The organism is Amycolatopsis rhabdoformis (genome assembly GCF_035918295.1).
Classification (GTDB): Bacteria; Actinomycetota; Actinomycetes; order Mycobacteriales; family Pseudonocardiaceae; genus Amycolatopsis; species Amycolatopsis rhabdoformis.
The window spans coordinates 1,392,599-1,417,538 of sequence record NZ_CP142149.1 but is presented as its reverse complement, the minus strand read 5'-3'; the positions used below and the strand labels follow the sequence as shown (position 1 = coordinate 1,417,538).

The window sequence follows — 24,940 nt, the reverse complement described above, 5'->3', positions numbered from 1 at the left end:
TGTTGGGACGGATTGCCTACGGGACGAGGATCGCGCGGCCCCGCACGCGGCCGGCGTCGAGATCGGCCAGCGCGTCGAGTGCCGCGTCGAGCGGGTACTGCCTGGTGTGCAAGGTGACCTTGCCCGCCTGCGCGAGCACCATCAGCTCCACGAGGTCGTTGTAGGTGCCCACCAGGTTGCCCACGATGTTGCGTTCCGTGGAGATGATGTCGATGGTCGGGATGTCGATGTTGCTGCCGTAGCCGATCACGAAGTGCGAACCGTTGCGGCGCGTCATCGCGAACGCTTCCTGCTGCGCACCCTGCTCGGCGACGAAGTCCAGCACCACCTCGGCCCCGTGCCCGCCGGTGAGGTCGAGCACCGCGTCGACGTGGCTGCCGTCGGCGACCACGGTGTGGTCGGCCCCGAGGTCGGCGGCCAGCTTGAGCGCCTCCACGTTGCGGTCCACGACCACCACGGTCGTCGCGGTGAGCGCGCGCAGCGACTGGATGCCGATGTGCCCGAGCCCACCGGCGCCGTTCACCACGCACACCGTGCCCGGCGGCAGCAGCGGCACCGCCTTGCGCACGGCGTGGTAGGCGGTGATGCCGGCGTCGGCCAGCGCCGCGACGTCCTCGGGGCGGGTGTCCGGGTCGAGCTTGATGCACGCCCGCGCCGAGGTGAGCAGGTACTCGGCCATCCCGCCGTCGGTGTCGATGCCGGGGAAGGCGTTGTTCTCGCAGTGCATGTCGTTGCCGGCGCGGCAGGCGTGGCACAGCCCGCACGTGGGCGTGGGGTGCAGGATCACGGTGTCGCCGACGGCCACGTTCGTGACCGCCGAGCCGATCTCGTGCACCCAGCCCGCGTTCTCGTGCCCGATCGTGTAAGGCAGGGCGACCCCCGATTTCGCCGCCCACTGCTCCTCGATGATGTGCAGGTCCGTGCGGCACACGCCGGCCCCGCCGATCTTCACCACCACGTCGAGCGGCCCGGTGACCCTGGGCTCGGGCACCTCCTCGATCACGGGCTGCTGGTGGTACGCGTGCAACCGGACCGCCTTCATGGCGTCTCCTCCTCGTCGGGAATGTCGGTGGCCTCCGGGTAACGGGCGCGCAGCATCCCGCGGCACACCCCCGAATTGGCGTCCTGGCTCACGCGCGTGAGGCGCGCGACCCCCAGGTGCCGGTGCACGTCCGCCGCCGCCACGGCTTCACCCGTGGCCGGGTCGAGCACGAGCGGGTCGGTGTCGCCGGCGGGCAGACCCAGCTCGAGACGGCGCTCCCGCAGCCGGTCGCGGTCCGGCGTGGCCGGCGCGTCGGCGAGCGTGAGCCCCGCCAGGTCCTCGCGCGCGACCCCGCGCGCGACCATCGACCGGCACACCCGGTCGGTGCCGGCGAGCACGGCCTTGCGCAGGAAGTCGGCGCGCAGGCTGTCGAGCTCGTCGGCCGCCTCCTCGCCGAACGACCCGACGAACCCGGCGCGCGCCGCCACGCCGCGGTTGATCACGTCGGCGGCGAAGTGGTCCTTGAGCCGTACCACGGCCCGGGCCACGCCGGGCACGGCCGACACCGCGTCGTAGGAGTCGGCCACCATCAGGAACGCGAAATTCGGCGCGCAGAAGTACGTCGGCAGGCACAGTTCGACGACCGCCTCGCCGTCCGGGTCCACGGTGGAGCTCGCCACGAAACCCAGGTCGGTGAGCGGCCGGTCGAGCTCGGGATCGCGCACGGACCCCAGCGCCGACCAGACCGCCGCGGTGATCGCGGCGGTCTGGTCGGTGCGCGCGCCGGCGGTTCCGGCTGCCGTCACGGCGACGGAACCCCTACTGCCTCGACGGTCTCGGGCGCCTTGAGGCCGAGGCCTTCGGGCACGTCCAGGCCGTAGAGGCGGGCCGCGTTGAGACCGAGGATCTTCTTCTTGGTCTCGACCGTGAGCTTCCCGTAGTCGGCGAACTCCTCACCGTCGGGCATCTGCCAGTCGACGAAGCCCTCGACCTGCCACTTGGGTTCCCAGATGGCGTAGTCGGCGCCGAAGATCATCTTGTCCTCACCGACCCAGAACAGCAGCTCTCCCATCACCTTCGCGAAGAACCGCGGCCGGGCGTGCATGAGGCCGCCGATGACCACCGACAGGCCGGCGTAGACGTTGGGCTCCTGCGTGGCCATGAAGCAGAAGTCCTCGATCCGCGGCAGGCCCACGTGCTCGACGATGAAGTTGAGCCCCGGGAAGTTCGTGGCCGCGTAGTCCACGTCCCGCACGTCGAACGCGTCCTTGTCCAGGGGCCAGATCGTCGGTCCCTTGTGGACGTGGATGTTCTTCACGCCGAGCTCCTGGCACTTCTCCAGGTAGCGCGCCGCCTCCGGGTCCTTGAGGCTCCAGCCCCGCGAGTCACCCTGCCACTCGGCGGTGTAGAGCTTCGCGCCCGTGCAGCCCCAGCGCTTCACCCGCTCTTCCAAGGCCTTCAGGCCCGGGTCGCCGTCGCGCGGGTCCCAGTTCGTGTTGACCACGAACCGGCCCGGGTACTTCTCGGCCAGCGCCCCGTTGACCTCGGTCGTGTTGAACCCCTCGCGGTACCACTGCCGCAGGTTGGTGGGCTGGAAGATGGCGACGTCGACGTGACCCGCGTCGAACAGGTCGTACATCATCGTCTCTTCGTCGTACTTCTGGAACTTCTCGATGGGCCAGTGGGTCTCCTTCGGACCGAGGCTCTGGTAGGCGTGGAAGCACTCGATCCAACCCTTGGCGTACTCCTCCTGCCCCGCGACCCAGTTGGCGGGGCTGGCATCCCAGAAGTGGGTGTGCCCGTCGACCACGAAGTACTTCTCGCCGTCCTTTTCGTACACGGTGCTTCCTCCCGGACTGATTCGAGTTCCGCTGGAGACCGGAACGGCGGCCGGCTCGAGAGCCGGCCGCCGCTTTTCCTACTTGCGCGCCACGAGGTCGAAGTCGATGTACTCGGCCGCGTCCTCGGGGTTGGCGAACATGATCGTGCGGTCGTCGAGGTGGACCATGCGCCCGTAGTGCGTGGACATGCTCTCCTCGAACTCCGCCGAGTCGAACCAGCCCTCCTCTTCGCCCGCGGCGTCGTCGACGTCGGCGAACACGAGGTCCATCCGGCCCACCGCGTCGACCCGGATCATCGACGGCAGCGGGGTCACGGTGACGTTGTCGAGCTTCGAGACGACCTCGGCGATGATCGTGCCGACCTGGTTGTTCATCAGGGTGAAGCCGCACATGTTCGACGCGGTGTTGTCGGACTTGAACGGACTTTCCGCCGTTTTGAAAACAGTCACTGGCTCAGCTCCTTCGGTGCCTGAAGGCCCAGATCGGACAGGATGCCGCCGAAGCGGCTCTTGGCGCGGTCGAGGCCGTCTTCGAACCGCATGGGCTTCGCGTCGGGCTGCGACCAGAGCGGCTGCATGGCGCGGGCGGCCGAAATGCACTTCGGCACCCAGGCCGAGAGCCACTTGTCCATGAGACCGCGGTTGTGGTCGGCGAACTCGCTGTCGTTGACCAACAGCTCGAACATCGCCTTCGTGTACCGCAGGTCGCGTTCGGAGAAGTCGAACTCCTCGGCGCCGATCAGCGTCGGGGTCACGAAGTCGCCGTTGGCCGGCGCCGCCTGCTGCACGAGGCGGCTGCGGAACAGCTCGCCCACGAGCGGCTCGAACACGATGTTGGCGGCGAAGACCGCCTCACACCAGTCCCAGATCTCCGTGAGCGACTCGGCGGTCTCCCGCACGCCCTGCCACGCGGGGTCTTCGTTCCACGTCGCGAGGTGCGCGGTGCCGTCGAAGCTGTCGATCTCCTCCGACAGCGTGAGGTTGTACAGCGCGAGGTCCTGCGCCGCACGGATGCGGTGCATGCTGTTCACGGAGATCGCGTTGTTGTGCATGTTGGTGGGAGCGCGCCGGTTGGCGTTGGCGAACAGGTACAGCCCCAGGCCGTGGTCCACGTGCATCCACGCGCCCACGTGCTGCGACACGAAGCTGACCCAGTTGGGGTTCCACTGCTCGAACGCCTTCGACTGCCGAGCCGCGTCGATGTTCTGGTTGAGCTGACGCACCACGTTGGCGTTGTAGCGGTAGAGGGTGAGCTCCCACTCCTCGTTGGGGTCGCGGAACTCGTGCCAGCCGTGGGCCGGCCACGGGTAGCCCTGGCCCCCCGACCCCGGGCTGCGCACGGGCACGGGCCGGTCGGAGCCCCACGCCTTGAGCGCGGTCCACTCGAGCGGGTAACCGCCCTGTCCGTCGGCGAAGCCGTAGAGCCAGCCCTGGCTCAGGTAGTGCCGCGGGTCGGGCTGCACCTCGACGGTGACGTCTTCGTAGTGGCTCTGCTTGCGCTTTTTCGGGGTGAAGTAGTTGTAGTGCCGCAGCTCCGAGTCGGGAAACTCGCGGGCACCCGCTTCCGCGTCGGTGAAGACGGGCTTGGGCACACTGCGTTCTGCCGTCGATGTCATCGGTATCTTTCCTTCGCGTCGGGCACGGGTCTCGTCGATACCCCGATTTCTCGGTGTTCCTGCGGCGCGGACGGGATGATCAGGTCTCGTCCGCGTCACCGGTGGTGGTGAACTTGTCGTAGAAGATCCGCTTCTCCGGCACGCCGAGCGCCGGCAGCAGTTCCAGGGCCGCCTCCACCATGGGCGGTGGCCCGCACACGTACACGTCGGCCCGGTCCAGGCGGTTCTCGAGCCGCCGGACGACGTCGGTGATCAACCCGGTTTCCCCGTCCCAGTCCTCACCCTCGTCGGGCTCGGAAAGGGCGGGCACGAACCGGAAACCCGGGATCTTGTCCTCCAGGGCCGTGAGCTCGGCCTCGAAGCACAGGTCCCTCTTGCGGCGGGCGCCGTAGTAATAGGTCGCCTTCCGCTCGATGCCGCGCTCGGCCATGGACCGCAGCAGCGAGAGGATGGGCGCCATGCCGGCGCCACCCCCGAGGAACACCAGATCCCGCTCTGGAGCGTCGCGCAGGGTGAAGACCCCGAAGGGACCCTGCACGTCGAGCCGGTCGCCCACCGACACCGCGGTGTCCAGGAGGTGCGAGAACAACCCGTCCGGGTAGATCCTGATCACGAACTCCAGCTGGCCGGAATCCCGGCCCGGGGTGTTCGCCATCGAGAACGACCGGGTGGCCTCGTGTCCCGGTACCGCGAAATCGAGGTACTGACCGGGGAAGAACTTGAACGACTCGGCGTCCACGAGCCGGACGACGAGCCGCCGGAGATCGTGCGTGATCTCCTCGATGGAAACCACTTCGGCGACCGCGTCCTGGATCGGCAGTCCGGAGTGGATCATCTCCTCGTCGTAGTTGAGCAGTTCGATCGTCAGGTCCTCGTACGCGTGCGCCCGGCACAGCAGCGTGAAGCCCTCCTCCTTTTCGAAGTCGGGCAACGCGAACGTGGAATACCGGTCGTGGTCGACGTCGTCGCCGTCGAGGATGAACGACTTGCAGGAGGCGCACTGCCCCTCCTTGCACCCGTGCATGAGCATGACGCCCTGCTCGGCAGCCGCACGCAGGATGTTCTGGTCCTCGTCGACCTCGATCTCGATGCCGACCGGTTCGAAGCGGACGTGGTGCTTGTTTCCCATCGCTTCCCTGCCTGAACGCCGGAGTTCCGCACACATCCCGGGTCGCCACCGTCGGCGACCGGGGCCGCCGCGAGGACGGCACCCGATCGCCGGCGGAGGCCGGTCACTTCATCCGGTCAGGACGCTGCCCTTGCGGGACGTCCGGCCGGACCCTGGCGGTTGTAGTCGTCCTGGAACGCGGCCCGCTGCTCGGCGGTCATCTCGTTGAGCAGCACGTTCGGGCTCTGCAGCGGCGGGCACCGGCGCAGGTGGTCCAGCGTCCACATCTTCTTCGGGTCCAGGTCGAGGTGCGGCTGGGCGACCAGGGTCTTGCCGTCGTCGCGCACGAAGCCCATGTCGGACACGATGTCGGCCCAGTTCCAGCCGTGGTAGAGCGTCTCCCACTCGCGGGAACCGATGAGCTTGCCCATGTTCGGGGTCTCGCGACCCTGGTACGTGGGCCGGAACGCCTCGGCGTCGGTCCAGCGGCAGGCTTCGTGGCAGTACGTCCGCCACTGCCCGTCGACCTCCGCGGTGACCATGTCCTCACGCACGAGGCACGGGACCATGCAGGTCCAGCACCGGTGCGGGTAGACGTAGTCGACGTCCTCGAGCGCGATCGGGTTGTGGCCGTTGGGCACGGACAGGCGGCTGTAGTTCTCCCACCACTTGCCGTACTTGTCGTACCAGCCCGGGTACTTGTACTCGAACCACTCGAAGTCCTCGTCCGTCATCGGGTCGATGCGCCAGTAGTTGGCGAGCCACCCGGTGGCGAAGAACTGCGCGACCTCGTGCACGTAGCCCTTGTCCCAGATCTGCTTCCACGCTTCTTCGATCAAGTCGTGCGGAATGACCAGACCGTACTTCTCGAGCGGGACGAGGTAGCTGCGGTAGTAGTCGTCGTAGATCCACCGGCGCCACATCTCCGCGTAGCTTTCCCGGTCCTTGCGGCGGTCCTTCGTGCCGTACTCGATGAAGGTGCCGATGGCCGCGTCGACCACCCGGTGGTTGTTCCACCACGCGTAACGCAGGTCGCGTTCGAGCAGCTGGTGGTTGCTTTCGTCGGAAAGTGCCATCAACAGCGTGGCGTAGCCGTTGCTGATGTGGCGGGACTCGTCGGACTGCACCGAGTGGAAAACCGTCGGCAGCAGGTAGTCGCCGTTGGCCGCGGCCTCGGCGGGCATGGCCACGAACAGCGTGTTGGTGAACGCCGTCTCGGCCACGATCGTGAGGTAGATGCTCGCCGCGGTGATGGCGTCACCGGTGATGAAGCCCTCGGCGAACTGACGGCCGATCGTGCCGCAGTAGTCCGACTGGAAGTTGCGCAGACTCGAGTTGAAGCCGGCCGGGTCGATGTAGTTGTTCATGTAAAGGCGCTTCAGGTTCTGCTGGATCGTCGAGTGGCGTACCTCGTCGATCATCTGAATCGCCTGGCCGTTGTGCAGTTCCGGGTTCGGCACGGTCCGGAACAACAGCGGCATGGCCCGCGCGGCCGAGATCTCCGGCAACGGGATGATGGACAGGAACAGCTTCTGCCACTCCAGCCACCGTTCCTGCACCTGCCGGAACATGTTGCCTCGGATGGCGCCGTCCTCGGCCCCGTAAACGCGGTGATCCTTTTCCTCCTGCATGGGGAAGTAGGAACGGAGCACCTGCTTGAGCGGGTCCTTCTTCTTGGCCTTCTGGAACGTGTAATCGGTTCCGTAGTGCGACACCGGCTGGTGGTACACCGGTTCCCACGACAGCTCTTGGATCTTCTGGTGGGCTTTCGCCACGCTCTGGCGGCTCATGGTCTCTCCTTACCCGTCGCGCCACGACGGCTGCTGGCTCGCCCTGCCCGAACCCTGGTACCCGGTTCACCCGGCCGGACTGAGGCGTGAAGTCCTGCGAAGACGATTAAGGGGGCGGCCCGCGGAACCGCGAGTCTCAATACGAGACAAGCCGCGGAGATTTTTCAGCGGTCCTCCATCATCGCGGCCCGCAGCTCGGCGAGCTTCGACTCCTTCTCGTGCTGAACCCGCACGTCGCCCTCGGCGGTGGGGGTGATCCCCAGGGCCCGCAGCAGGTCCGCCGCCGGCCCACCCGGCGGGCCGCCGGAGCCGAGCGTCGGGTGCAGCCCGATGTCCACGAGGTGGCGGAACACCAGGTCGACAACCGTCCACGGGTTGTACGTTTCCTCGGGTTGTTCATCCATTCGGGTCCTCCTGCGCTGCTCGTCCGGACTCCCCCATGAGAACCCCGCGCGCGCGAGGAGCGCGTCTCAAGGTGAGACCCGCGCTGGACACATGTCCTAAGCTGGGCCAGACCCGGTACGCGACACAACGGCGTGGCAGCGACAGGAGGTCGAGACTGCGGTGAAGAGTCCACCCGCCCGCCAGGTTGCCCCTCCCGGAACCGCGATCCTGCCCGACGAAGACGGTCTGGCCAGGACCCGGATCCGTTTCCTCACGTCGGAATCCGTTGAGCCGGACCAAGTCCGCGAAGCGATCCTCGCCTCGTGGTGGCGGTCCCGGCACTTCCGCGTGCCCGCGGACCGCATCGACCTGCCTTACCTCGGCGAGGTCAACCTCGACACTCCCCTGATCCACAGCGCGAAACTTGTCATGCAACGACTCGGCGACCAGCTCGACGGCCAGCCGATCAGCATGATCCTCGCGGACCCGACCGGCACGGTGCTGAGCCAGCGCACCGGCGACACGGATCTGCACCGCCACCTCGAGCGCGTGGAACTGGTGCCGGGGTTCAGCTACGGCGAGAAGTTCGTGGGCACCAACGGCATCGGCACCGCGCTCGAAGACGACCAGCCGACGCACGTGTTCGGCCACGAGCACTACGCCGAGCACCTGGAGAACCTCGCGTGCGCGGGCGTGCCGATCCACCACCCGATCTCCGGGAAGATGATCGGCGCCGTCGACCTCACGTGCTGGCGCAAGGACGCGGGTGGCCTGCTGATCGCGCTCGCGCGCAGCACCGCCGAGCAGATCCAGCAGGCCCTGCTCACGCACAGCAACCTGCGTGAGCTGATCCTCTTCCAGTCCTACCTGCAGGCGTGCCGGCGCACGACCGGCATCGTGATGGCGTTCAACGACGACATCGTGATGATGAACGACAGCGCGCGCCAGCTTCTCAACTCGGCCGACCAGTCGATCCTGCTCGGCCACGCCGCGCAGGCGCTCTCGGAGTACCGGCGCAACACCGCCACTGTCACGCTTTCGGGCGGTGGCAAGGTCAAGATGCACTGCCGGCGCGTGCCGGGCCAGCACGAGGACGACGTGGTCGGCGGCGTGCTGTCGGTGAAGCTGATCGTGTCGGAGGCGGAGTCGAGCGGCGTGCCCGTGCCGATGCTGCCGATGTTCCTGCCCGGCCTGGTCGGTTCGGCGCCGTCGTGGCTGCGCTGCACGCACGACGTCGACGCCGGCTACAGCCGCGGCGAGTGGCTCGTGCTCGCGGGTGAGCCGGGCACCGGGAAGCTGAGCCTGGCCAAGGGGGTGCACCAGCGACGCAACCCGACCGGCCGGCTGCACACGCTCGACGCGCGCGAGGCGGCGGAGGACAGCTGGGTCTGCGACCTGCGCCGCGACCTGATCGACGATCCGGTGGACACGCTGGTGGTGCAGCACCTGGAGGCGCTGCGCGGCGAGCCGTTGAAGGCGTTCGCGGGGCTGCTCGAAGAGGTCCGTACCGCGTACGGCGCCAACGCGCCGTGGGTCGCGGTCACCTTGGCCCCCGAGGCCGAGACGACCCCGGACCTGGCCGAGCCGCTGGCGTTCTTCCCGCGCACGGTCACGGTGCCACCGCTGCGCCGCCACATCGACGACCTGACCGAGCTCGTGCCGTTCTTCCTGGCGAAGCTCTCGCGCGGCAGCCGCCTGTCGTGCTCGCCCACGGCGCTGCACCTGCTGATGCGCGCCGACTGGGCGGGCAACACCGAGCAGCTCTACCAGGTGCTCAAGAAGGTGGCGCAGCACCGGCGGCTCGGGGCGATCCAGCCGGCGGACCTGCCGGCCGAGTACCAGGCCATCGCGAAACGACCGCTGAAGGGGCTCGAATCGATCGAGCGCGACGCGATCGTGCGCAGTCTCGAGGAGGCCCACGGCAACAAACCCCGCGCGGCGCAGCTGCTCGGCATCTCGCGGGCCACGATCTACCGCAAGATCCACGAATACGGCATCGTCACGCCGGACCACTGAGGGTCCGGCGCCCGGGTTCACGCCGGCCCCGCACGCCCGGGCCCATCATGGAGACATGCGATGGCCGGGTGGGCGAGGGCTGGGTGTGCGAAGGCTGAGCCCGCGGCGGCGCCTGCTCGTGGCGATGGTGGCGCTCGTGGTGCTGGCCGGGGTCGTGATCACCGCGGTGTCGCTGTCCGGCGGGTCGTCCGACAGCGACGCGGTGCCGCGCGCCGGCAGCCCGGCCCAGGACACGCCCGGCACGGTGCTGCTCGTGCCGGGCTACGGCGGCGGCCGCGGCTCGCTCGAACAGCTCGCCGACCGCGTGCACCGGGCCACCGGCCGGCCCACCGAGGTGCTCACGCTCGCCGGCGACGGCACCGGTGACCTGCTGGCGCAGGTGGCCGTGCTGGCCGACGCCGTGGAACGCGCGTACGTCGGCGGCGCGCCTTCGGTCGACGTGATCGGGTACTCGGCGGGCGGGGTCGTCGCGCGGCTGTGGGTGGCGCGCGAAGGCGGCGAGCACCAGGCCCGGCGCGTGATCACGCTCGGCGCGCCGATGCACGGCACCACGCTCGCCACGGCCGGCGGGGTGCTCGCCCCCGGTGCCTGTCCCACCGCGTGCCAGCAGCTCACGCCCGGCAGCGCTTTGCTGCGCGGGCTGCCGCCGATCCCGCCCGGCCTGCCGTGGCTTTCGGTGTGGACTCGGCTGGACCAGACCGTGACGCCTCCGGAGTCGGCGCGGCTCGACGGCGCGGTGAACGTGGCGCTGCAGCAGGTGTGTCCGGCCGACACCGCGGCGCACGGCGATCTGCCGACGGACCCGGCCGTGACCGGTCTCGTGCTGGCGGCGCTCGGCACGGCGCCGCTCAGCGCACCTGAGTCGTGCTCGGTACCGCGGTCGTGAGGTCGCTCAGCTGGTGATGTCCTTGGTCGCGAAGTTCGCCCACGCGGCACCGAAGAACACCACGATGTAGCCGGCCTGCAGCAGCAGGCCGCGGTCGATGTTGTGCCACAGCACGGGATCTCGGAAGAAGTCGAGCCACGAGAGCCAGTAGTGCGTGGGCAGGTACGGCTTCACCGGCGCCGCCGCGTCGAGCGTTTCCAGCACCGAGCTGGTGATGAGCACGGCCAGCCCGCCGAGGGCGGCCCCGAGCGCCGAGTCCGCGAGCGTCGACAGGAACATCGTGATCGCCGCGAACCCGAGCATCGACAGCACGATGTAGGCCACCGCACCGAGCAGCCGCAGGGCGAGCGACGACGAGCTGAGCGACGTGCCCGACAGCGTCACGACCTGGGCCGCCTGCCCGCCGGCGCCGGTTTCCCCGCCGGTGCCGAACAGCAGGATCCCGATCACCAGCGACGTGAGGACCACGATCGCGATCGCCGCGGTCACGTACACGGCGAGCGCCACGAGCTTGGCCGTGAGCAGGCGCGTGCGCCCGGACGGACGCGCGAGCAGGTACCGCAGCGTGCCGCCGGACGCCTCGCCCGCGATCGAGTCGCCGGCCACCACCGCGACCGCGATCGGCAGGAACAGCGGCAACACCAGCGCGAGCGCCGCAGCCGGGTACAGCGAGCCGTCGCTCACCACCGCCGACAGGAACGCGCCGCCCTGCCCCGGCGGCGGCGCGAAGTCCGCGGTCGCCAGGAACACCGCGACGATCGCCGGCAGCAGGCACAGCAGCAGCACGCTCACCCACACCCGGGGCCGCAGCGCGAGCTTCCGCAGTTCGACGCCGATCACGCCACACCCCCGAACCGGTCCGAACCGTGGCCGGTCACCTCGAGCACGACCTGTTCCAGCGTCCGGTGTTCCTCGCGCAGGTCGCTCACGCGCACCCCCGCCAGCACCAGGCGCGTGTTGAGCTCGGCGGCGTCGCGGTAGCGGACCACGAGGTGCTCGCCGTCGCGGTGTTCGACCTGGCCGTCGAGCACCGCGGCGGCCGCGGCCGGGTCCGGCGTGCGCAGCAGCACGCGGCCGGTGGCGCCGCGCAGGGTGTCCACCTCGCCGTCGAGCACGAGCCGGCCGTGGTCGACGATGCCGACGCGGGTGCACAGCTGCTCGATCTCGGCGAGCAGGTGGCTCGACAGGAACACCGTGGTGCCGTCGCGGTTGAGCTCCAGCAGCAGCTCGCGGATCTCCTTGATGCCCTGTGGGTCGAGGCCGTTGGTGGGCTCGTCGAGCACCAGCAGCCGCGGCCGGTCGAGCAGGGCGCCGGCGAGGCCGAGGCGCTGGCGCATGCCGAGCGAGTACGCCTTCACCGGCCGCCGGTCCACGCCGGCGAGCCCCACGCGTTCCAGCGCTTCCTCGATGCGGCGCCGGCGCGTGCGCCGGGAGCCGCGGCGCCCGGTCGCGTCGAGCAGCGCGAGGTTGCGCCGGCCCGACAGGTGCGGGTAGGCGCCCGGCCCCTCCACGAGCGCGCCGACTTCGGGCAGCACGTCGGCGACGCGTTTCGGCACCGGCTGCCCGAGCAGCTCGATCTCGCCGCTGGTGGCGTAGACGAGCCCGAGCAGCATCCGCACGAGCGTGGTCTTGCCGGATCCGTTCGGGCCGAGGAAGCCGTAGCGGTCGCCTTCGCGCACCTCGAGGTCCACGGCGTCGACGGCCAGCGTGTGGCCGTACCGCTTGGTCAGCCCGCGCGTGACGATCATCGGCCGCTCCGGCGCAGCGCGACCAGGTCGGCCGCCGCCGAGGTCAGCACCGACGGCGTGACCAGACCCGCGAGCAGGTACCCGCGCCGCGAACCCGGCGGGCGCACGATCGCCAGCGAAAGCGGCGTGACCGAGAGCTGCACGGCCTGCGCGGTCGTCGTGCCGCCCGCCTTGCCGGCCGCGTCCGCCGCGCCGTCGGCGACCGGGCGCGGCACGGCGACCACCGCGAAGGTCGCGAGGCCGGTGCCGTAGAGCGCGGCGCCCTGCACTCCGCCGAAGTTCGCCGTGCGCACGGGCCGGCCGCCGAGCGAGTTCGGCAGCCGGACCCGCCCGAGCGCACCGAGCGCCCCGGACAGGTCGGGCGCGTTGGTCACGGTGAACCCGCTGCCGGGCGCCGGAACCGGACTGGTCACCACGGGTGCGGTCTGCTCGACGTCCTCGAACTCGCTGATGAGCATCGGCGCCTGCTGGCCCCGCGCGGTCACCTCGACCCGCACCGGCAGCCCGGTCGCCGGATCGGCCCACACGGCGACGGACCCGATCGTGGTCGCCGGGTCGGCGGGCACGAGCCGGAACCCGGCGGCCGCGACACCGGCGACAGAGCGCGACGGCAGGGCGGTCACCGGATCGGCCGGCGCCGAGCGCAACGCCCAGCGCGCCAGTTCGGGCGGCAGCAGGTCACCCGCGCGGGGCAGTCGCACGGCCGGGTCGCCGGTGAGCTGCGTGAGCATGTTCGCGCCGTAGTCCCAGGTGTATTCGCCTTCGGGCATGCGCCAGACGTCGTGCTCCCCGGTGGTGGTGAGCGTGGCGACGCGGTAGTGGTCGGGTCCGGCGTACCAGGCGCGGGTGGTCGTGGTGGTGGAGAACAGGGCGGACACGTCGGCGAGGTCCGGCAGCTCGGGAATCGCGAGCGACCCGCGGCTCTGCGCGAGCCCCTGGTACGGCCGGTCGGCCGAGCGCAGCACGAGGTCGCGCAGCTGCCCGGCGTCGGCACCCGGCCCGGCCGGCCGCAGCGCCGCGACGAGCGACGGCAGCGCCACCAGCGCGATCGCCACCACGGCGACCACCGCCCAGCGACGCCGGCGCTCGCGTCGCACGACCGACACCGGCACCACCTCCACGACCCCTTTGTACGCCTCGAAACCGCGTCGCCTCGTTTCCGATTCCTTACGCCGACCGGGACCTGTCCCCGGCTGGTGTCGTAGCGTCACCGACTGTGCCCGGAGCAGCAGGGCCGCCCCGACCGAAGGAGCACGACGTGAAACACCGCTGGGCCCTGCTCGCCGTTCCGCTGCTCGCCCTTCCCTTGACCACGATCACCGCCGCCGGTGCGGCGCCGGCGGTGCCTGCCTGCCGGGTGCCCGCCGATGTGCTGGACCTGGGCACCTGGAAGGAAACGCTGCCGATCGGGCCCGCCGGCCACCCGACCGAGATCACGCAGCCGCAGCTGGCCGCCTACGCGAAGAGCCCGTACTTCACCACCACGCCGGCCTGCGACGGGGTGGTGTTCCGCGCCCCGGTCGACGGCACGACCACCAGCGGCTCGGGGTACCCGCGCTCGGAGCTGCGGCAGATGACCGGCGACGGCACGAAAACCGCGAGCTGGTCCACCACGTCCGGCACGCACACGATGGTGCTCGACGAAGCCGTGACCCACCTGCCCGCGGACAAGCCCGACGTGGTGGTGGGCCAGATCCACGACGCCGACGACGACGTGACCGTGTTCCGGCTCGAAGGCACCGACCTCTACCTGACGAAGGGCGACGATTCGCACTACCGGCTCGTGACCCGCGGCTACGAACTCGGCACGCGGTTCCGGGTCTCGTTCACCGCCCACGACGGCAAGGTGTCGGCTTACTACAACGACACCCTCGTGGCCACGATCGCGGTGAAGTCCTCCGGCGACTACTTCAAAGCCGGCACCTACACCCAGGCCAACTGCGGCAACTCCGCGCCGTGCTCGGCGGACAACTACGGCGAGACGGTGGTCTACGGCCTCACCGTGTCCGGCTGAGCCGCCGCCCGTACCCCGGAATCCGAGACGGCATCCGAGACGGCATCCGAGGCGGAGCCGGCGGCCGGGTCGGCGGTGGCGCCCCTAGGCTGGCCGCGTGGAAGATCTCGCACGGCGGTACGCGGCGGGCACGCTCGCCGACGTCGTCCCCTCGGCGCTGGCCGGCCTCGGCGTGAGTACCGAGGCGAACACCCTCGGCCTGCCGTCCGCCGACCGCGTGTGCGTGCTGCTCGTCGACGGCCTGGGCTGGCTCTCGCTTCGCGAGCACGCCGACGTCGCGCCGTTCCTGGCGCAGGCGGCGGAGCGCTCGCTCACGGCCGGGTTCCCGAGCACCACGGCGACCAGCGTCGCGTCGCTCGGCACCGGGCTCACGCCGGGTGAGCACGGCGTGGTCGGGTACGCGTTCGAGGCCGGGCGCGACGTGCTCAACGTGCTCGGCTGGCGCCGCCACACCGGCGGCAAGCCGATCGACCTGCGCGAGCGGGTGGTGCCGGAGCAGCTGCAGCCAAGGCCCACCGCGTTCGAACGCGCGGCCGCGGCCGGCGTCGGCGTCCGCGTGGTCGGGCCGCGCGACCAGCGCGACAGCGGTCTCACGCGCGCGGCTCTGCGCGGTGGCGAATTCCGGGGCGTGCACGCGCTCGGCGACCTCACCGCGTCGGTCGTCGAAGCGCTGCAGGAACCGCGCAGCCTGTGCTACGCCTACCACGCCGACCTCGACCTGCTCGGCCACGTGCACGGTCCCGGCAGCACACCGTGGCTCTACCAGCTGGCCTACGTCGACCGGCTCGCCGAGACGATCGCCGGGCGCCTGCCCCGAGGTGGCGCGCTGATCGTGACGGCCGACCACGGCATGGTCACCGTCGGCGAACGCGTGGATTACGACGCCGAACCGGCGCTGCAGGCCGGGGTGCGGGTGGTCGGCGGCGAAGCCCGGGCCCGCCACGTGTACGCGGTCGAGGGCGCGGCGGCCGATGTCGAAGCCGCCTGGCGCGAAACGCTCGGCGACCGCGCGTGGGTACTCGGACGTGAGGAAGCCGCGGCGGCCGGGTGGTTCGGCCCGCGGGTGGCCGAGCAGGTACTCCCCCGCATCGGCGACGTGGTGGTCGCGGCGCGCGGCACGGCCGCCGTCGTGCGCACCGAAGGCGAACCGCGGCTGAGCCGGATGACGGGCCAGCACGGCTCGGTGACCGACGAGGAAATCCTGGTGCCGCTGGCGATCTCGCGCGGCTGAGAGATCTGCCGACGAGCCGTCTATTAAGGATCGTCCACTAAGGACGGTCAGCGGCCGGTGGCGCGTCTTCGGCGAGCTGGTCGATCGCGCCCACGAGCTCGGCCAGCGCGGGGATCGCCGAAGCGATCAGGTGCCGCCACGCCGGGTGCAGCCGGTCGATGGCCGCGGCGAGGATCTCGGCGTTGTGGTGCTTGTAGCGGTCCACGGCGGCGCGGCCGCTGTCGGTGAGCTCCAGCTCCACGGTCCGCCGGTCCTCGCTGCCGCTGGTGCGCGTGACCAGATCGCGCGCCCGCAGCCCGGTGACCATGGTCGTGACGGAGTTCGGCGCCAGCTTCAGCAACTGCGCGACGCGGCTCGGGCGCGCGCCGGGATTCTCGGCCAGGCACGAAAGCAGCTCGAGCTGCGCCACCGACAGCGTGTTGTCCGGGTCGGCCGTGCGCGCCGCGCGGCGCATGGCGCGCCGGAGGCGGGCGACGACGTCGGCGAGGTTCGGCTCGGGCGTCATGCGGTGCGGGCGGCGCGGGGCGAGGCGAGCCCGGTGACCGCGGCGAGCACGGCCGCGGCGGCCAGCACGACGAGCGCGAGCGAGCGGCCGCCGGTGCCCCCGGCGTGCAGGCACAACGTCACCAGGGCCACGCCGAGCGCGGTGCCGAGTCCGCGGGCCATGTTCACCAGACCTCCTCCGGTGGCCGACATCCGGGTCGGGATGGCACCCATGACGGCCGAGTTGTTCGCCGGGATGAACACTCCCAGACCGAGCCCGGCCGCGAACAGCGACACGCCAACTTCCCACGTTCCGGACACCCCGGCCAGCACCGCGCACCCGAGGGCGGCCACCACCGCCCCGGCTCCGATGCGCGCGCGGGACCCGAGCCGGGCGGGCAGCACGCGGTCGGCGGCCACCGCCGCCACCGCGAAGCCCGCGGGCAGGCTCGTGAGCACCACGCCGGTCGCGCCGTGCGCGACCGGCACCTGCGGCAGCAGCGCCAGCGGCCCGAACAGCACGAGGTACCCGCACATCGCCCCGACCAGGCCGAGCGACACCACCGGCGGCCGTAGTACGGCGAGTCGCAGGATCGGGCTCGCCGCGGAGTTCTCCCGCAGCACGAACCCGCCGGCCGCCACCACGCCCACGCCGAACAGCGCCGGCACCGCCCAGTCCGGCAGCGCGAGCCCGGACAGGCCCGAGATCGCGAGCAGCAGCGCGGTCGACGCGGTGGCCAGCAGCGCGACCCCGGCGCCGTCGAACCGGCCGAGCGGCGTGCGCTCGCGGGTACGCGGCAGCAAGTAGCGCCCGGCGATGAGGCCCGCGAGGCCGACCGGCGCGTTGACCAGGAACACCCAGCGCCAGCCCACGGTGTCCACGAGCAGCCCGCCCACGGCCGGGCCGAGCGCGAGGCCGAGCGCCTGTGCGGCGGCCTGCACCCCGAGCGCCGCGCGCATCTTTTCGCGCCGCACGCTGCCCACGACCAGCGCGACGCTGTTGGCCTGCAGCATCGCCGCGCCGAGCGCCTGCACCACGCGGAAGATCACGAGCCAGGTGAGCGTGGGGGCCAGGCCGCAGGCCACCGACGCCAGCGTGAACACGCCGAACCCGTAGCCGTAGGTGAGCTTGCGGCCGTACGCGTCGGCGATCCGCCCGACCGCGGCCAGCAGCCCCACCAGCGTGAGCAGGTACGCCAGCGACACCCACTGCACCGCCGCCAGCGGTTCGCCGAACTCGCGCTGCAGCGCCGGGAACGTGAGCGTGACGATGCTGGCGTCCAGCTGGCCCATGAACGCGCCGAAACACACCGCGCCCACCGCGAACCAGCCCGCCCACCGGTGCTCCCGCACCACCCGCGGCCTCGCCCGCTCCACCAGCACCGCCACGCCAGCCCCCTCCGCTATCAGTTAGTTCCTACACAGAACTACCTTCCAACAATATCCACCAGTAGGCCGCGACCAAGACCACATAACTACCTCGACAACCGAACCATCAAGGCAACTCACCAGCGAGATCGCGTCGGTGTCTCGCCTGGACGATCCGATCGGCCCCCGGCCGATCAGATCGTCCAGGCGAGACATCGACTGAAAGGCGATCTCGCACGCCCCGGCGAAGCCGGGGCCAAAGACACAGCCAAAAATCCTGTCGCAGATTGAGACAGGCGCGCAGGCCTCGGTGCGGTGTGATGGGGAGCACCACTTCGCCCCCGGCAGGACAGGAGCGTCCCGAATGTCCCAACCCACGGCACCGGTCAAGAACGCGCGCCAGCTCAGGACTCCGCTGGCGCTCGCGCTGGCCGACCTCACGGCGATCTTCGACGATCTGCAGTTCACCTTGCGCTGTTGCGAACGCCTGGTCGTCGAGCTGCAGCGCGGTGAGGCGCAGCTGGATCCCGTGCTGATCGAATCGCTGTGGGTGTCGGCCCTGAACTCCTACGCGCGCTGCTTCCGCCCCGGCGAGCGCGGCATGGGCCTGACCGAGGACGACCTCAAGGCCACCGGCGTGGAGGGTGAGGTGCTGGAGTGGCACGGGCTGCTGCGCAAGATCCGCAAGCACCTGGTGCTGGGTGAGCAGAACCCGCGTGAGGTGTACTCGATCGGTGTTTCGCAGGCGGCCGACGGGAGCCCCGAGGGGATCGTGATCACGTCGGTGCTCAACCCGCTCGTCGACGACCTCACGGTGCGCCAGACCGGCCGGCTCGCCTTCGAGCTGAGCACTCTGCTCGACGAGCGCATCAAGGAGCACCAGAAGAAGGTGTTCGCGGCCGTCGAGGAGATGCCGAAGGGCAAGCTCAACGAACTGCCCGACATCGAGATCGCCGGCTGAGGGCCGCCGTGAACGGAACGCGCGTGACACGTCGCCGCTGAACGCACGGGCCCATCGGGCATTCCGCCGCGAGAATCGGGCACACCACCGCCGGGGCGCGTGCGCGGCGGCGGGCCCGCGCGATGACCTGGACGTGGGCGCGGGTGCGCGAGCCTTCCCTCGCGTGCCCGTGCCCTTGCCAACGGGCCCCGGCCGGCGGGGACGAAGTCAGCCGATGATGCCCGCCGCACACTGCTGCGTCACGGCTTGATCACGCCCGCAACGCCACGCCTCCACAGCCGTCTTTCCCCATGACCGCAAGCTTTTTCGCGAATCCTGGGGGACTGATCACATGACGCGCACGGCCTTGTTCAGAGCCGCTCTCGCCGCCGCTTCCGTGTCGGCGGCGGTGCTCGCCACCGCGTGCACGGCCGCGCCCACCGCGCCGCCTTCGCTGTCGGCGCCGTTGTCCACGTCGATCGCGCCGACCGCTGTGCGAGCGCCGTCCACAGCGCCGTCCGGCTCGGCACCGTCCAGCGCCGCGCGGCAGCCCGCCGAGGTGGCGAACGCCGGGCTGAAGTTCCCCGGCAAGACCTTGGAAGTGCGCTTCACGAGCTACGACCGCGCGAGCGGCTTCGCCGAGTTCCACCTGGTCACCACCGAGGCGACCGGCGGCGGCCCGCACGTGGTCGACGTGCCCGGACTGCACCGCCTGCGCCTCACCCCGACCGCGACGATCGAGGCGATCGACCCCGAGGGCTTCCCGTTCGAGACGTGCCCGCCGGACGAGTGCTCGACCGGGATCGAGCTGGAAAGCGTGCTGAGCCAGTACGGCGGCAGCCTGTTCGCCCACGCCTCCGTGAACGCCGACGACCTGATCACCGACATCCACGAGTCCGCTTACTGATTCACCCCGGGCCGGGCGCCTCGAGGGACTCCCTCGAGGCGCCTTGCCCGGCGTCCGGCCGAAGAGTCAAAACCACGGCCGGACTACTGCCGATAGGGAGCCGCGGCCGCCTGCGCCGCCGTGATGAAGGCGCCCTTGTTCTTCGGCCAGAAGGTGCTGTCCACACAGGAATACTTCGGCAGGAAGCCGCCGCAGGTCCCGCTGGAGGCACCGACCTCGAAGGTGAAGCTGGCGACACCGAGGGCGCCGTAGGTGAAGTCGTCGGTGGTGCCGCTGGTGTCGTAGCCGACGGTTTCGCGGTTGGTTCCCACGAGGTAACCGTTGGACGCGGTGAACTTGGCGCCCAGCTTGCGGTACTGCGCGTCGTTGGGCGAGGTGGACTGCGTGAAGCCCCACGGGATCACGATGTCGTTGCCGTAGCTGTGCAGAGTGATCATCGTGCCGCGCGCGGTCACCGGCGCCGGGTCGTTGGTGCCGGTGCCGCGCTGGGCCGGGTAGATCGCGCGGAAGAACTTCTCCAGTGCCTGGGTTTCCGGTTCCGAACCGGCGCTCACGCCCTGGTAGGTCTCGGCGCACGGCGAGTTCGAATCACCGCCCCACTTGAAGGTGGAGTTGCGGTTCACGTCGATGCCGACGTTCGTGCCGGTGCAGCCACCGCGGGTGTTGTCGGCGTTCTTGCGCTGCAGCTTCGGCGAATTGCCGCCCGAGGCCACGATGTCCACGCCGTCGGGGTTGGCGATCGGGATCACCCACACCTCGGTGGTGTCCAGAATGGACTTGGCGGTCGCGTCGCTGGCGTACCCGTCGGCGAGGTAGTCGATCCAGCGCCAGGCGAGCTCGCCGGTGGAGAGCTCCCGCGCGTGGATCTGGGCCATCAGCACGAACTTCGGCTTCGGCGAGGTCGTGGAGAGCGAGCAGTCGCCGGCCTGTTTCTTGCTGAGGCAGATGGCTTTCAGGTCGTGGCCGCCCTGACCCTTGGTCTTCTTCCACGACGGGCCGAGGGTGTACACGGTGGCGAGGTCCGGGTGCGCCGAAGCGACCTGGGTCAGGTGCGCCTCCTGCGCGGCGACCGTGCGGTGGCCGCCGTAGAAGGTGTCGGCGGCGGCCGCGCGGGCCGAGGCGGCGGGCACGTCCTTGTAGACGGTGTCGAAGTACGCCGGCCGGTAGCCGAGCGTGCGCAGCCGCTGGGCCACGGTCTGGTCGCCGACCACGTACGCCGCTTCGCGGTCGGACTCCGCGACGTCGAACCCGGCGCGGGCGAGCCCGGTCACCTGGTCCGCGGTCACCGGTACCCGCCAGAACACCGGTGCGGCGACGCCGGGCGCGGCGGCGACGGCGCCGGGGGCGGCTCCGGCGAGGCCCGCCACCAGCACTCCGACCGCCGTCAGCGCGGCTTTCCACGACGACCTGACCTTCATCGGGGCTCCTCACGGTGCGTCCGGGGGACGGACCGACGGTGACCGTCCCGCGACGCTCAGTGTGGCGGCCGGGGACAAACCCGGCACACCCACGAAAGTCGGAACTCCCGGATCAGCCCTCCGTGAGGATGGTGGCGAGCAGCCCGGCGGCGATGTTGCGTCCCGACACCACGAGCACGATCGGCCGGTCGAGCGGCACGTGGCCCGCGCGCAACGCGGCCAGCGCGGCCGCCGACGAGCCTTCCGCCACCAGCCCGGCCGACAGCGCGAACTCGCGCACCGACCGGCGGATCGCGGCCTCGTCCACGTCGACCAGCGCCACGCCGGCCTCGCGCACGATGTCCGGCGTGATGGTGCCCGCCTCCAGGTTGCCGACCAGCCCGTCGGCGATCGTCTCCCCCACCGGCACGGTCACGACGTGGCCCGCCGCCACGGCCGCGGACACGGCGTGGCACGCCGCCGACTCGACGCCGAGCACGCGCACGTCCGGCTTCGCGCGCCGGGCCCCGAGCGCCGTGCCGGCGAGCAGTCCGCCCGCGCCGGTGGGCACCACGATCGTGAAGTCCTCGCCGAGGGTGCCGGCGACCTCGCGGACGAGCGTGCTCTGGCCGGCGATCACGTGCGGATCGTTGTAGGCGGACACGAACTTCATCCCGCCGGCCGCGAGTTCCAGCGCCTGGGCCTCCGCGCCGTCGTAACCGCCGGCGGCGAGCACGAGGTCGACCGGATACGTGCGCAGGGCCGAGATCTTCGCCGGCGAACCGTCTTCGGGAACGACCACAGTGGACTTGGCCCCGAGCAGCCGCGACGCGTGCGCGATGCCGAGCGCGTGGTTGCCGGCCGAGGCCGTGACCACCGGGGTGCCGTCGGCGGCGTACGCGGTGAGCGCCGCGACCCCGCCGCGCACTTTGAAGGAACCGGTGGGCTGCGCGCCCTCGTACTTGAGGAACACGGGCACGTCGAGCCCGGCGGCGGGGAAGGGCAGCAGCGGGGTGGGCACGAGGTGCCGCGAGACGGTTTCCCGGGCCCGGTCGAGGACGTCGTCGGCGATCAGCGGCATGGTTCTCCTCCGGCGATTCTGAAGTGTGCAATACAACTAGTGCTTGTTCTGTCGTCGCTGCTACAGTGACCGTAGCCTACCCCCGCCGGCCTGCCGGACCACGCGAAGAGGGAGCCGTTTTGTCCCCGTTCACCGGTGCCATCGCCTCGCCCCACGCCCTGGCCACCCGCGCCGGCGAAGCCGCCTTCCGCGCGGGCGGCAACGCGATCGACGCGGCGCTGGCCGCCGCGACGGCGCTCACCGTCGTGTACCCGCACAACACCGCGCTCGGCGGTGACCTCGTGGCCCTCGTGCGCACCCCCGACGGCTCGATCACCTGCGTGAACGCCACCGGCACCGCGCCGGCCGCGCGCTCGCTCGCCGCACTGCGCGCCCGCCACGGCGACCGGCTGCCCGAACGCGGACCCGACACCATCACCGTGCCCGGCGCGGTGCGCGGTTGGGAAGCGCTGCGCGGGCACGGCGCCGCGCTCGGCTGGGCGGCGCAGTTCGAGGCCGCGATCGGGTACGCGGCCGAAGGCGTGCCCGTGGCGCGTTCACTCGCCGCCGCGCTCGTGACCGACCGTGCGCTGCTCGAAGCCGATACTGGGTCGCGCGCGGTGTTCGCGCCGAACGGTGAGTTCCTGCGCGAAGGCGAGCAGCTGGTGCAGCCGAACCTGGCGCGCTCGCTGACCGCGATCGCCGCCGGTGGCCCGGGCGAGTTCTACACCGGTTCGGTCGGCGCCGCCCTCGCCGCCGGTCTGCAGCGCCTCGACTGTCCTCTCACGACGGACGACCTCGCCGCGTACGCCGTCCGCTCGACGGCGGCGATCTCCGCGCCGCTGGGCGGTTTCCGGGTGCACACCAGTCCGCCGAACACCCAGGGTTTCGCCCTGCTGCGCACCGTGCGCGCCCTCACCGAGCTCGGCTTCGACGCGGCGCCGTGGACGGCCCCGGCCGCCGTGCTGGGCCGCCTCTTCCAGGACGGCACCCACGTGCGCGACACGCTCCTGGCCGACCCGGCCTTCGCCGAGTCCGACGTGGAACACGCCGGGTTCACCGAGCTCCTCGCCCGGCTGCGCGACCGCGCTCCCCACGAGACGGCCGCGGCCGCGGCGCCCTCGGTGCCCCGCGGCGACACCGTGGGTGTGGCGGCGGCCGACTCGGCGGGCTACGCCGTGTCCATCATCCAGAGCGTGTTCGACAGCTTCGGCGCCGCCGTGCTGGAACCCGCCACCGGCATCATCCTGCAGAACCGCGGCACCGGCTTCTCGCTCGATCCCCGCTCCCCCAACGCGATCGAACCCGGCAAGCGGCCGAAGCACACGCTGATGCCCGTGCTGGTCACCCACGAGGACGGCCGCGTCCGCTGGGTCACCTCCACCATGGGCGGTCACGGCCAGCCCCAGATCCACGCGCAGGTCCTGCTGCGCCTGCTCGCCGGCGTCTCCCCGGCCGACGCCGTGGCCGCCCCGCGCTGGGTCGTCGGCGCCCGCGCCGAGGGCCAGACCGCGGACACCGTGCACCACGAAGCCGACCTCGCACCGGAGACGGTGGCCGACCTCGCCGCCGACCACTTCCCGCTGCGCGAAGTCCCCGCCCGCACCGAATTCCTGGGCCACACCAACGTCGTCTCGCTCACCGAGGACGGCACCTTCACCGCCGGCAGCGACCCGCGCTCCGACGGCGCCGCCACCGTGGTCACGACGTGACCACGGTGGTCCGCTGTACTTTCCGACTTCCCCGCTTCGGCGACACCACAACCGGCCGAGCGCGGCCCGCGACCCGGCAGCTCCACCGCGATGGCCTCGGCGCACCCGCCCGAGCGGGGGCCGCAGTCGCACAGCTCCACCTCCCCGGCTCGCCCGTGACCGGCCACCCGATACCCGCGACCCGAAAACTCCACTGTGGACACGGCGAAACCGGCCGCCCGCGACCCGCGCTGCCAGGGCCGCTCCGCGGCGAACACAGCGCGACCCGCCACCACCAACCAGAATCCCAGCTCCACCGCTGTGGCCATGACGTCCCCGGTCGGCAGCACTCCGCGATCCCACGGCACGACCGTCACGGCCGCAGCGCACCCGGCTGCCAGCCGCCGACGTCTCCACAACGGCACCCCAGCCACCCCGCAACCGGCCTCCTGCGGCCAGGCTGAAGGGTGGCGAGCCGAACCCGGCCCGCCACCCGGTGGGGCTCACTCCTGGGCGAGGGTCATCGCGCCCAGGAACGTCTCCAGGGCCACGTTCCGTCCACAGAGGACCACCGCGACCTTCTTGCCGCGGTACTGCTCGGCCGTGCGGATCAGCCCAGCCACCGCCACGCCGGCGGAGCCTTCCACGATCCAGCGCTCGCCTTCGGCGATCTTGCGCATGGCGCGGGCGATCTCCGGCTCGGTGACCGTGACGGTGTCGTCGATGACTTCCTGGCAGAGCGGGAACGTGACCGACCCGGGCTCGACCGCGCCGGCCGAGCCGTCGGAGAGGGTGGGGAACTCCGGGGTCTCGATGATGCGGCCGGCCTTCAGGGAGTCGAGCATGCAGGTGGAGGCTTCGGGCCACACGCCGATGACCTTCGTGGCCGGGGTGAGCTGCTTGAGCGCAGTGCCGGTGCCGCCGATCAGGCCGCCGCCGCCGGTGCAGATGAAGACCGCGTCGAGGTCCGGGGCCTGCTCGGCCAGCTCGACGCCGAGCGTGCCCTGGCCCGCGACGGTGTCGAGGTCGTTGTAGGGCGCCACGTACGGCTTGCCGAGGCGCTCCGACTGCCGGCGGGCCTCCTGTTCGGCGTCGAGCGCGCCTCCCTCGACCACCACGAGCTCGGCACCCATCGCCTCGATCGCGGCCATCTTGGCGGGCGTGGTGTAGGAGGCCACGTACACCGTGACCGCGACCCCGGCGAGGTTGCCCGCGCGGGCCACACCCTGGCCGTGGTTGCCGGTCGACGCGGTGATCACCCCGGTCTTCTTCGCGCTCTCGCCGAGCACGCGGATCTTGTTGGCCGAGCCGCGCACCTTGAACGAGCCGGTGGGCATGAGGTGCTCGGTCTTGAGCCACACGTCGCACCCGAGCTCGGCCGAGAGCAGCCGGCTGCGCTCGAGCGAGCTCACCGGCACCTGGGGGCGGATGCCTCGGTGCGCGTCGAGAATGCGGTCGAAGAGGGTGGGCACGCTGGGC

Annotated in this window: 23 protein-coding genes; 7 read left to right on the top strand and 16 right to left on the bottom strand. The window is 71.2% G+C overall.

Going from position 1 to position 24,940, the window contains the following annotated elements:
* Window positions 1–16: 16 nt before the first annotated feature.
* The 8 genes from VSH64_RS06545 to VSH64_RS06510 all read right to left on the bottom strand — a co-directional run bounded on the left by VSH64_RS06545 (window position 17) and on the right by VSH64_RS06510 (window position 7,740).
* Complete coding sequence (locus tag VSH64_RS06545) at window positions 17–1,042, bottom strand: NAD(P)-dependent alcohol dehydrogenase (RefSeq protein ID WP_326834572.1); 1,026 nt, start codon at window positions 1,040–1,042, stop codon at window positions 17–19.
* Window positions 1,039–1,788 (bottom strand): iron-sulfur cluster assembly protein, encoded by a 750-nt coding sequence (locus tag VSH64_RS06540; protein ID WP_326834571.1) that lies wholly within the window; start codon window positions 1,786–1,788, stop codon window positions 1,039–1,041. Before VSH64_RS06540 ends, VSH64_RS06545 begins: the two co-directional genes overlap by 4 nt.
* Entirely contained in the window at window positions 1,785–2,822 is a 1,038-nt protein-coding gene (locus tag VSH64_RS06535) for an amidohydrolase family protein (protein WP_326834570.1), read from the bottom strand. The genes VSH64_RS06540 and VSH64_RS06535 overlap by 4 nt, the downstream gene beginning before the upstream one ends.
* A gap of 78 nt (window positions 2,823–2,900) precedes the next feature.
* Window positions 2,901–3,272: a propane 2-monooxygenase effector subunit MimD gene (gene mimD / locus VSH64_RS06530; protein WP_326834569.1), complete on the bottom strand. Its 372-nt coding sequence runs from the start codon at window positions 3,270–3,272 to the stop codon at window positions 2,901–2,903.
* Complete coding sequence (locus VSH64_RS06525) at window positions 3,269–4,438, bottom strand: ferritin family protein (protein ID WP_326834568.1); 1,170 nt, start codon at window positions 4,436–4,438, stop codon at window positions 3,269–3,271. The genes mimD and VSH64_RS06525 overlap by 4 nt, the downstream gene beginning before the upstream one ends.
* Window positions 4,439–4,517: 79 nt before the next feature.
* Window positions 4,518–5,567 carry an NADH:ubiquinone reductase (Na(+)-transporting) subunit F gene (locus VSH64_RS06520; protein ID WP_326834567.1) on the bottom strand — a complete coding sequence of 350 codons (1,050 nt, stop codon included), beginning with the start codon at window positions 5,565–5,567 and terminating at the stop codon, window positions 4,518–4,520.
* Window positions 5,568–5,683: 116 nt separating this feature from the next.
* Window positions 5,684–7,336, bottom strand: a complete 1,653-nt coding sequence (locus tag VSH64_RS06515; protein ID WP_326834566.1) for a ferritin family protein — start codon at window positions 7,334–7,336, stop codon at window positions 5,684–5,686.
* 164 nt (window positions 7,337–7,500) lie between these two features.
* Complete coding sequence (locus VSH64_RS06510) at window positions 7,501–7,740, bottom strand: hypothetical protein (protein WP_326834565.1); 240 nt, start codon at window positions 7,738–7,740, stop codon at window positions 7,501–7,503.
* Between the two features lie 160 nt (window positions 7,741–7,900).
* Here VSH64_RS06510 and VSH64_RS06505 point away from each other — a divergent pair, with 160 nt between their 5' ends.
* Together VSH64_RS06505 and VSH64_RS06500 are read left to right on the top strand one after the other, a co-directional pair.
* The gene (locus VSH64_RS06505) at window positions 7,901–9,736 is read left to right on the top strand and encodes a sigma-54-dependent Fis family transcriptional regulator (protein ID WP_326834564.1); all 1,836 of its coding nucleotides are present in this window, start codon (window positions 7,901–7,903) and stop codon (window positions 9,734–9,736) included.
* Window positions 9,737–9,821: 85 nt separating this feature from the next.
* Window positions 9,822–10,622 (top strand): esterase/lipase family protein, encoded by an 801-nt coding sequence (locus tag VSH64_RS06500; protein ID WP_326834563.1) that lies wholly within the window; start codon window positions 9,822–9,824, stop codon window positions 10,620–10,622.
* 6 nt (window positions 10,623–10,628) lie between these two features.
* On the opposite strand, the gene VSH64_RS06495 is transcribed toward VSH64_RS06500, so the two are convergent.
* The 3 genes from VSH64_RS06495 to VSH64_RS06485 are packed head-to-tail and all read right to left on the bottom strand — an operon-like array spanning window position 10,629 to window position 13,476.
* Window positions 10,629–11,462 (bottom strand): ABC transporter permease, encoded by an 834-nt coding sequence (locus VSH64_RS06495; RefSeq protein WP_326834562.1) that lies wholly within the window; start codon window positions 11,460–11,462, stop codon window positions 10,629–10,631.
* Window positions 11,459–12,370, bottom strand: coding sequence for an ABC transporter ATP-binding protein (locus VSH64_RS06490; RefSeq protein WP_326834561.1), 912 nt, complete (start codon window positions 12,368–12,370; stop codon window positions 11,459–11,461). Before VSH64_RS06490 ends, VSH64_RS06495 begins: the two co-directional genes overlap by 4 nt.
* Entirely contained in the window at window positions 12,367–13,476 is a 1,110-nt protein-coding gene (locus VSH64_RS06485; protein ID WP_326834560.1) for a hypothetical protein, read from the bottom strand. The genes VSH64_RS06490 and VSH64_RS06485 overlap by 4 nt, the downstream gene beginning before the upstream one ends.
* Before the next feature lie 152 nt (window positions 13,477–13,628).
* Between VSH64_RS06485 and VSH64_RS06480 the strand changes: the two genes are divergently transcribed.
* Together VSH64_RS06480 and VSH64_RS06475 are read left to right on the top strand one after the other, a co-directional pair.
* Window positions 13,629–14,384: a polysaccharide lyase family 7 protein gene (locus VSH64_RS06480; protein WP_326834559.1), complete on the top strand. Its 756-nt coding sequence runs from the start codon at window positions 13,629–13,631 to the stop codon at window positions 14,382–14,384.
* Window positions 14,385–14,481: 97 nt separating this feature from the next.
* Window positions 14,482–15,615, top strand: a complete 1,134-nt coding sequence (locus tag VSH64_RS06475) for an alkaline phosphatase family protein (protein ID WP_326834558.1) — start codon at window positions 14,482–14,484, stop codon at window positions 15,613–15,615.
* Between the two features lie 37 nt (window positions 15,616–15,652).
* Here VSH64_RS06475 and VSH64_RS06470 read toward each other — a convergent pair whose 3' ends face one another.
* On the bottom strand, window positions 15,653–16,120 hold the full coding sequence (locus VSH64_RS06470) for a MarR family winged helix-turn-helix transcriptional regulator (RefSeq protein WP_326834557.1): 468 nt from the start codon (window positions 16,118–16,120) through the stop codon (window positions 15,653–15,655).
* Entirely contained in the window at window positions 16,117–17,487 is a 1,371-nt protein-coding gene (locus tag VSH64_RS06465) for an MFS transporter (protein ID WP_326834556.1), read from the bottom strand. Before VSH64_RS06465 ends, VSH64_RS06470 begins: the two co-directional genes overlap by 4 nt.
* A 343-nt stretch (window positions 17,488–17,830) precedes the next feature.
* Between VSH64_RS06465 and VSH64_RS06460 the strand changes: the two genes are divergently transcribed.
* Both VSH64_RS06460 and VSH64_RS06455 read left to right on the top strand, forming a co-directional pair.
* The gene (locus VSH64_RS06460) at window positions 17,831–18,427 is read left to right on the top strand and encodes a hypothetical protein (RefSeq protein ID WP_326834555.1); all 597 of its coding nucleotides are present in this window, start codon (window positions 17,831–17,833) and stop codon (window positions 18,425–18,427) included.
* Between the two features lie 331 nt (window positions 18,428–18,758).
* Window positions 18,759–19,313, top strand: a complete 555-nt coding sequence (locus tag VSH64_RS06455) for a hypothetical protein (protein WP_326834554.1) — start codon at window positions 18,759–18,761, stop codon at window positions 19,311–19,313.
* A gap of 83 nt (window positions 19,314–19,396) precedes the next feature.
* Here VSH64_RS06455 and VSH64_RS06450 read toward each other — a convergent pair whose 3' ends face one another.
* A complete protein-coding gene (locus VSH64_RS06450) occupies window positions 19,397–20,731 on the bottom strand; it encodes a M14 family zinc carboxypeptidase (RefSeq protein ID WP_326834553.1) in 1,335 nt (444 codons plus the stop codon).
* A gap of 112 nt (window positions 20,732–20,843) precedes the next feature.
* The gene (locus VSH64_RS06445; protein WP_326834552.1) at window positions 20,844–21,791 is read right to left on the bottom strand and encodes a threonine ammonia-lyase; all 948 of its coding nucleotides are present in this window, start codon (window positions 21,789–21,791) and stop codon (window positions 20,844–20,846) included.
* 119 nt (window positions 21,792–21,910) lie between these two features.
* Here VSH64_RS06445 and VSH64_RS06440 point away from each other — a divergent pair, with 119 nt between their 5' ends.
* Entirely contained in the window at window positions 21,911–23,482 is a 1,572-nt protein-coding gene (locus VSH64_RS06440) for a gamma-glutamyltransferase family protein (protein WP_326834551.1), read from the top strand.
* Window positions 23,483–23,964: 482 nt separating this feature from the next.
* On the opposite strand, the gene VSH64_RS06435 is transcribed toward VSH64_RS06440, so the two are convergent.
* Window positions 23,965–24,933 carry a threonine/serine dehydratase gene (locus tag VSH64_RS06435; protein WP_326834550.1) on the bottom strand — a complete coding sequence of 323 codons (969 nt, stop codon included), beginning with the start codon at window positions 24,931–24,933 and terminating at the stop codon, window positions 23,965–23,967.
* Window positions 24,934–24,940 lie beyond the last annotated feature (7 nt).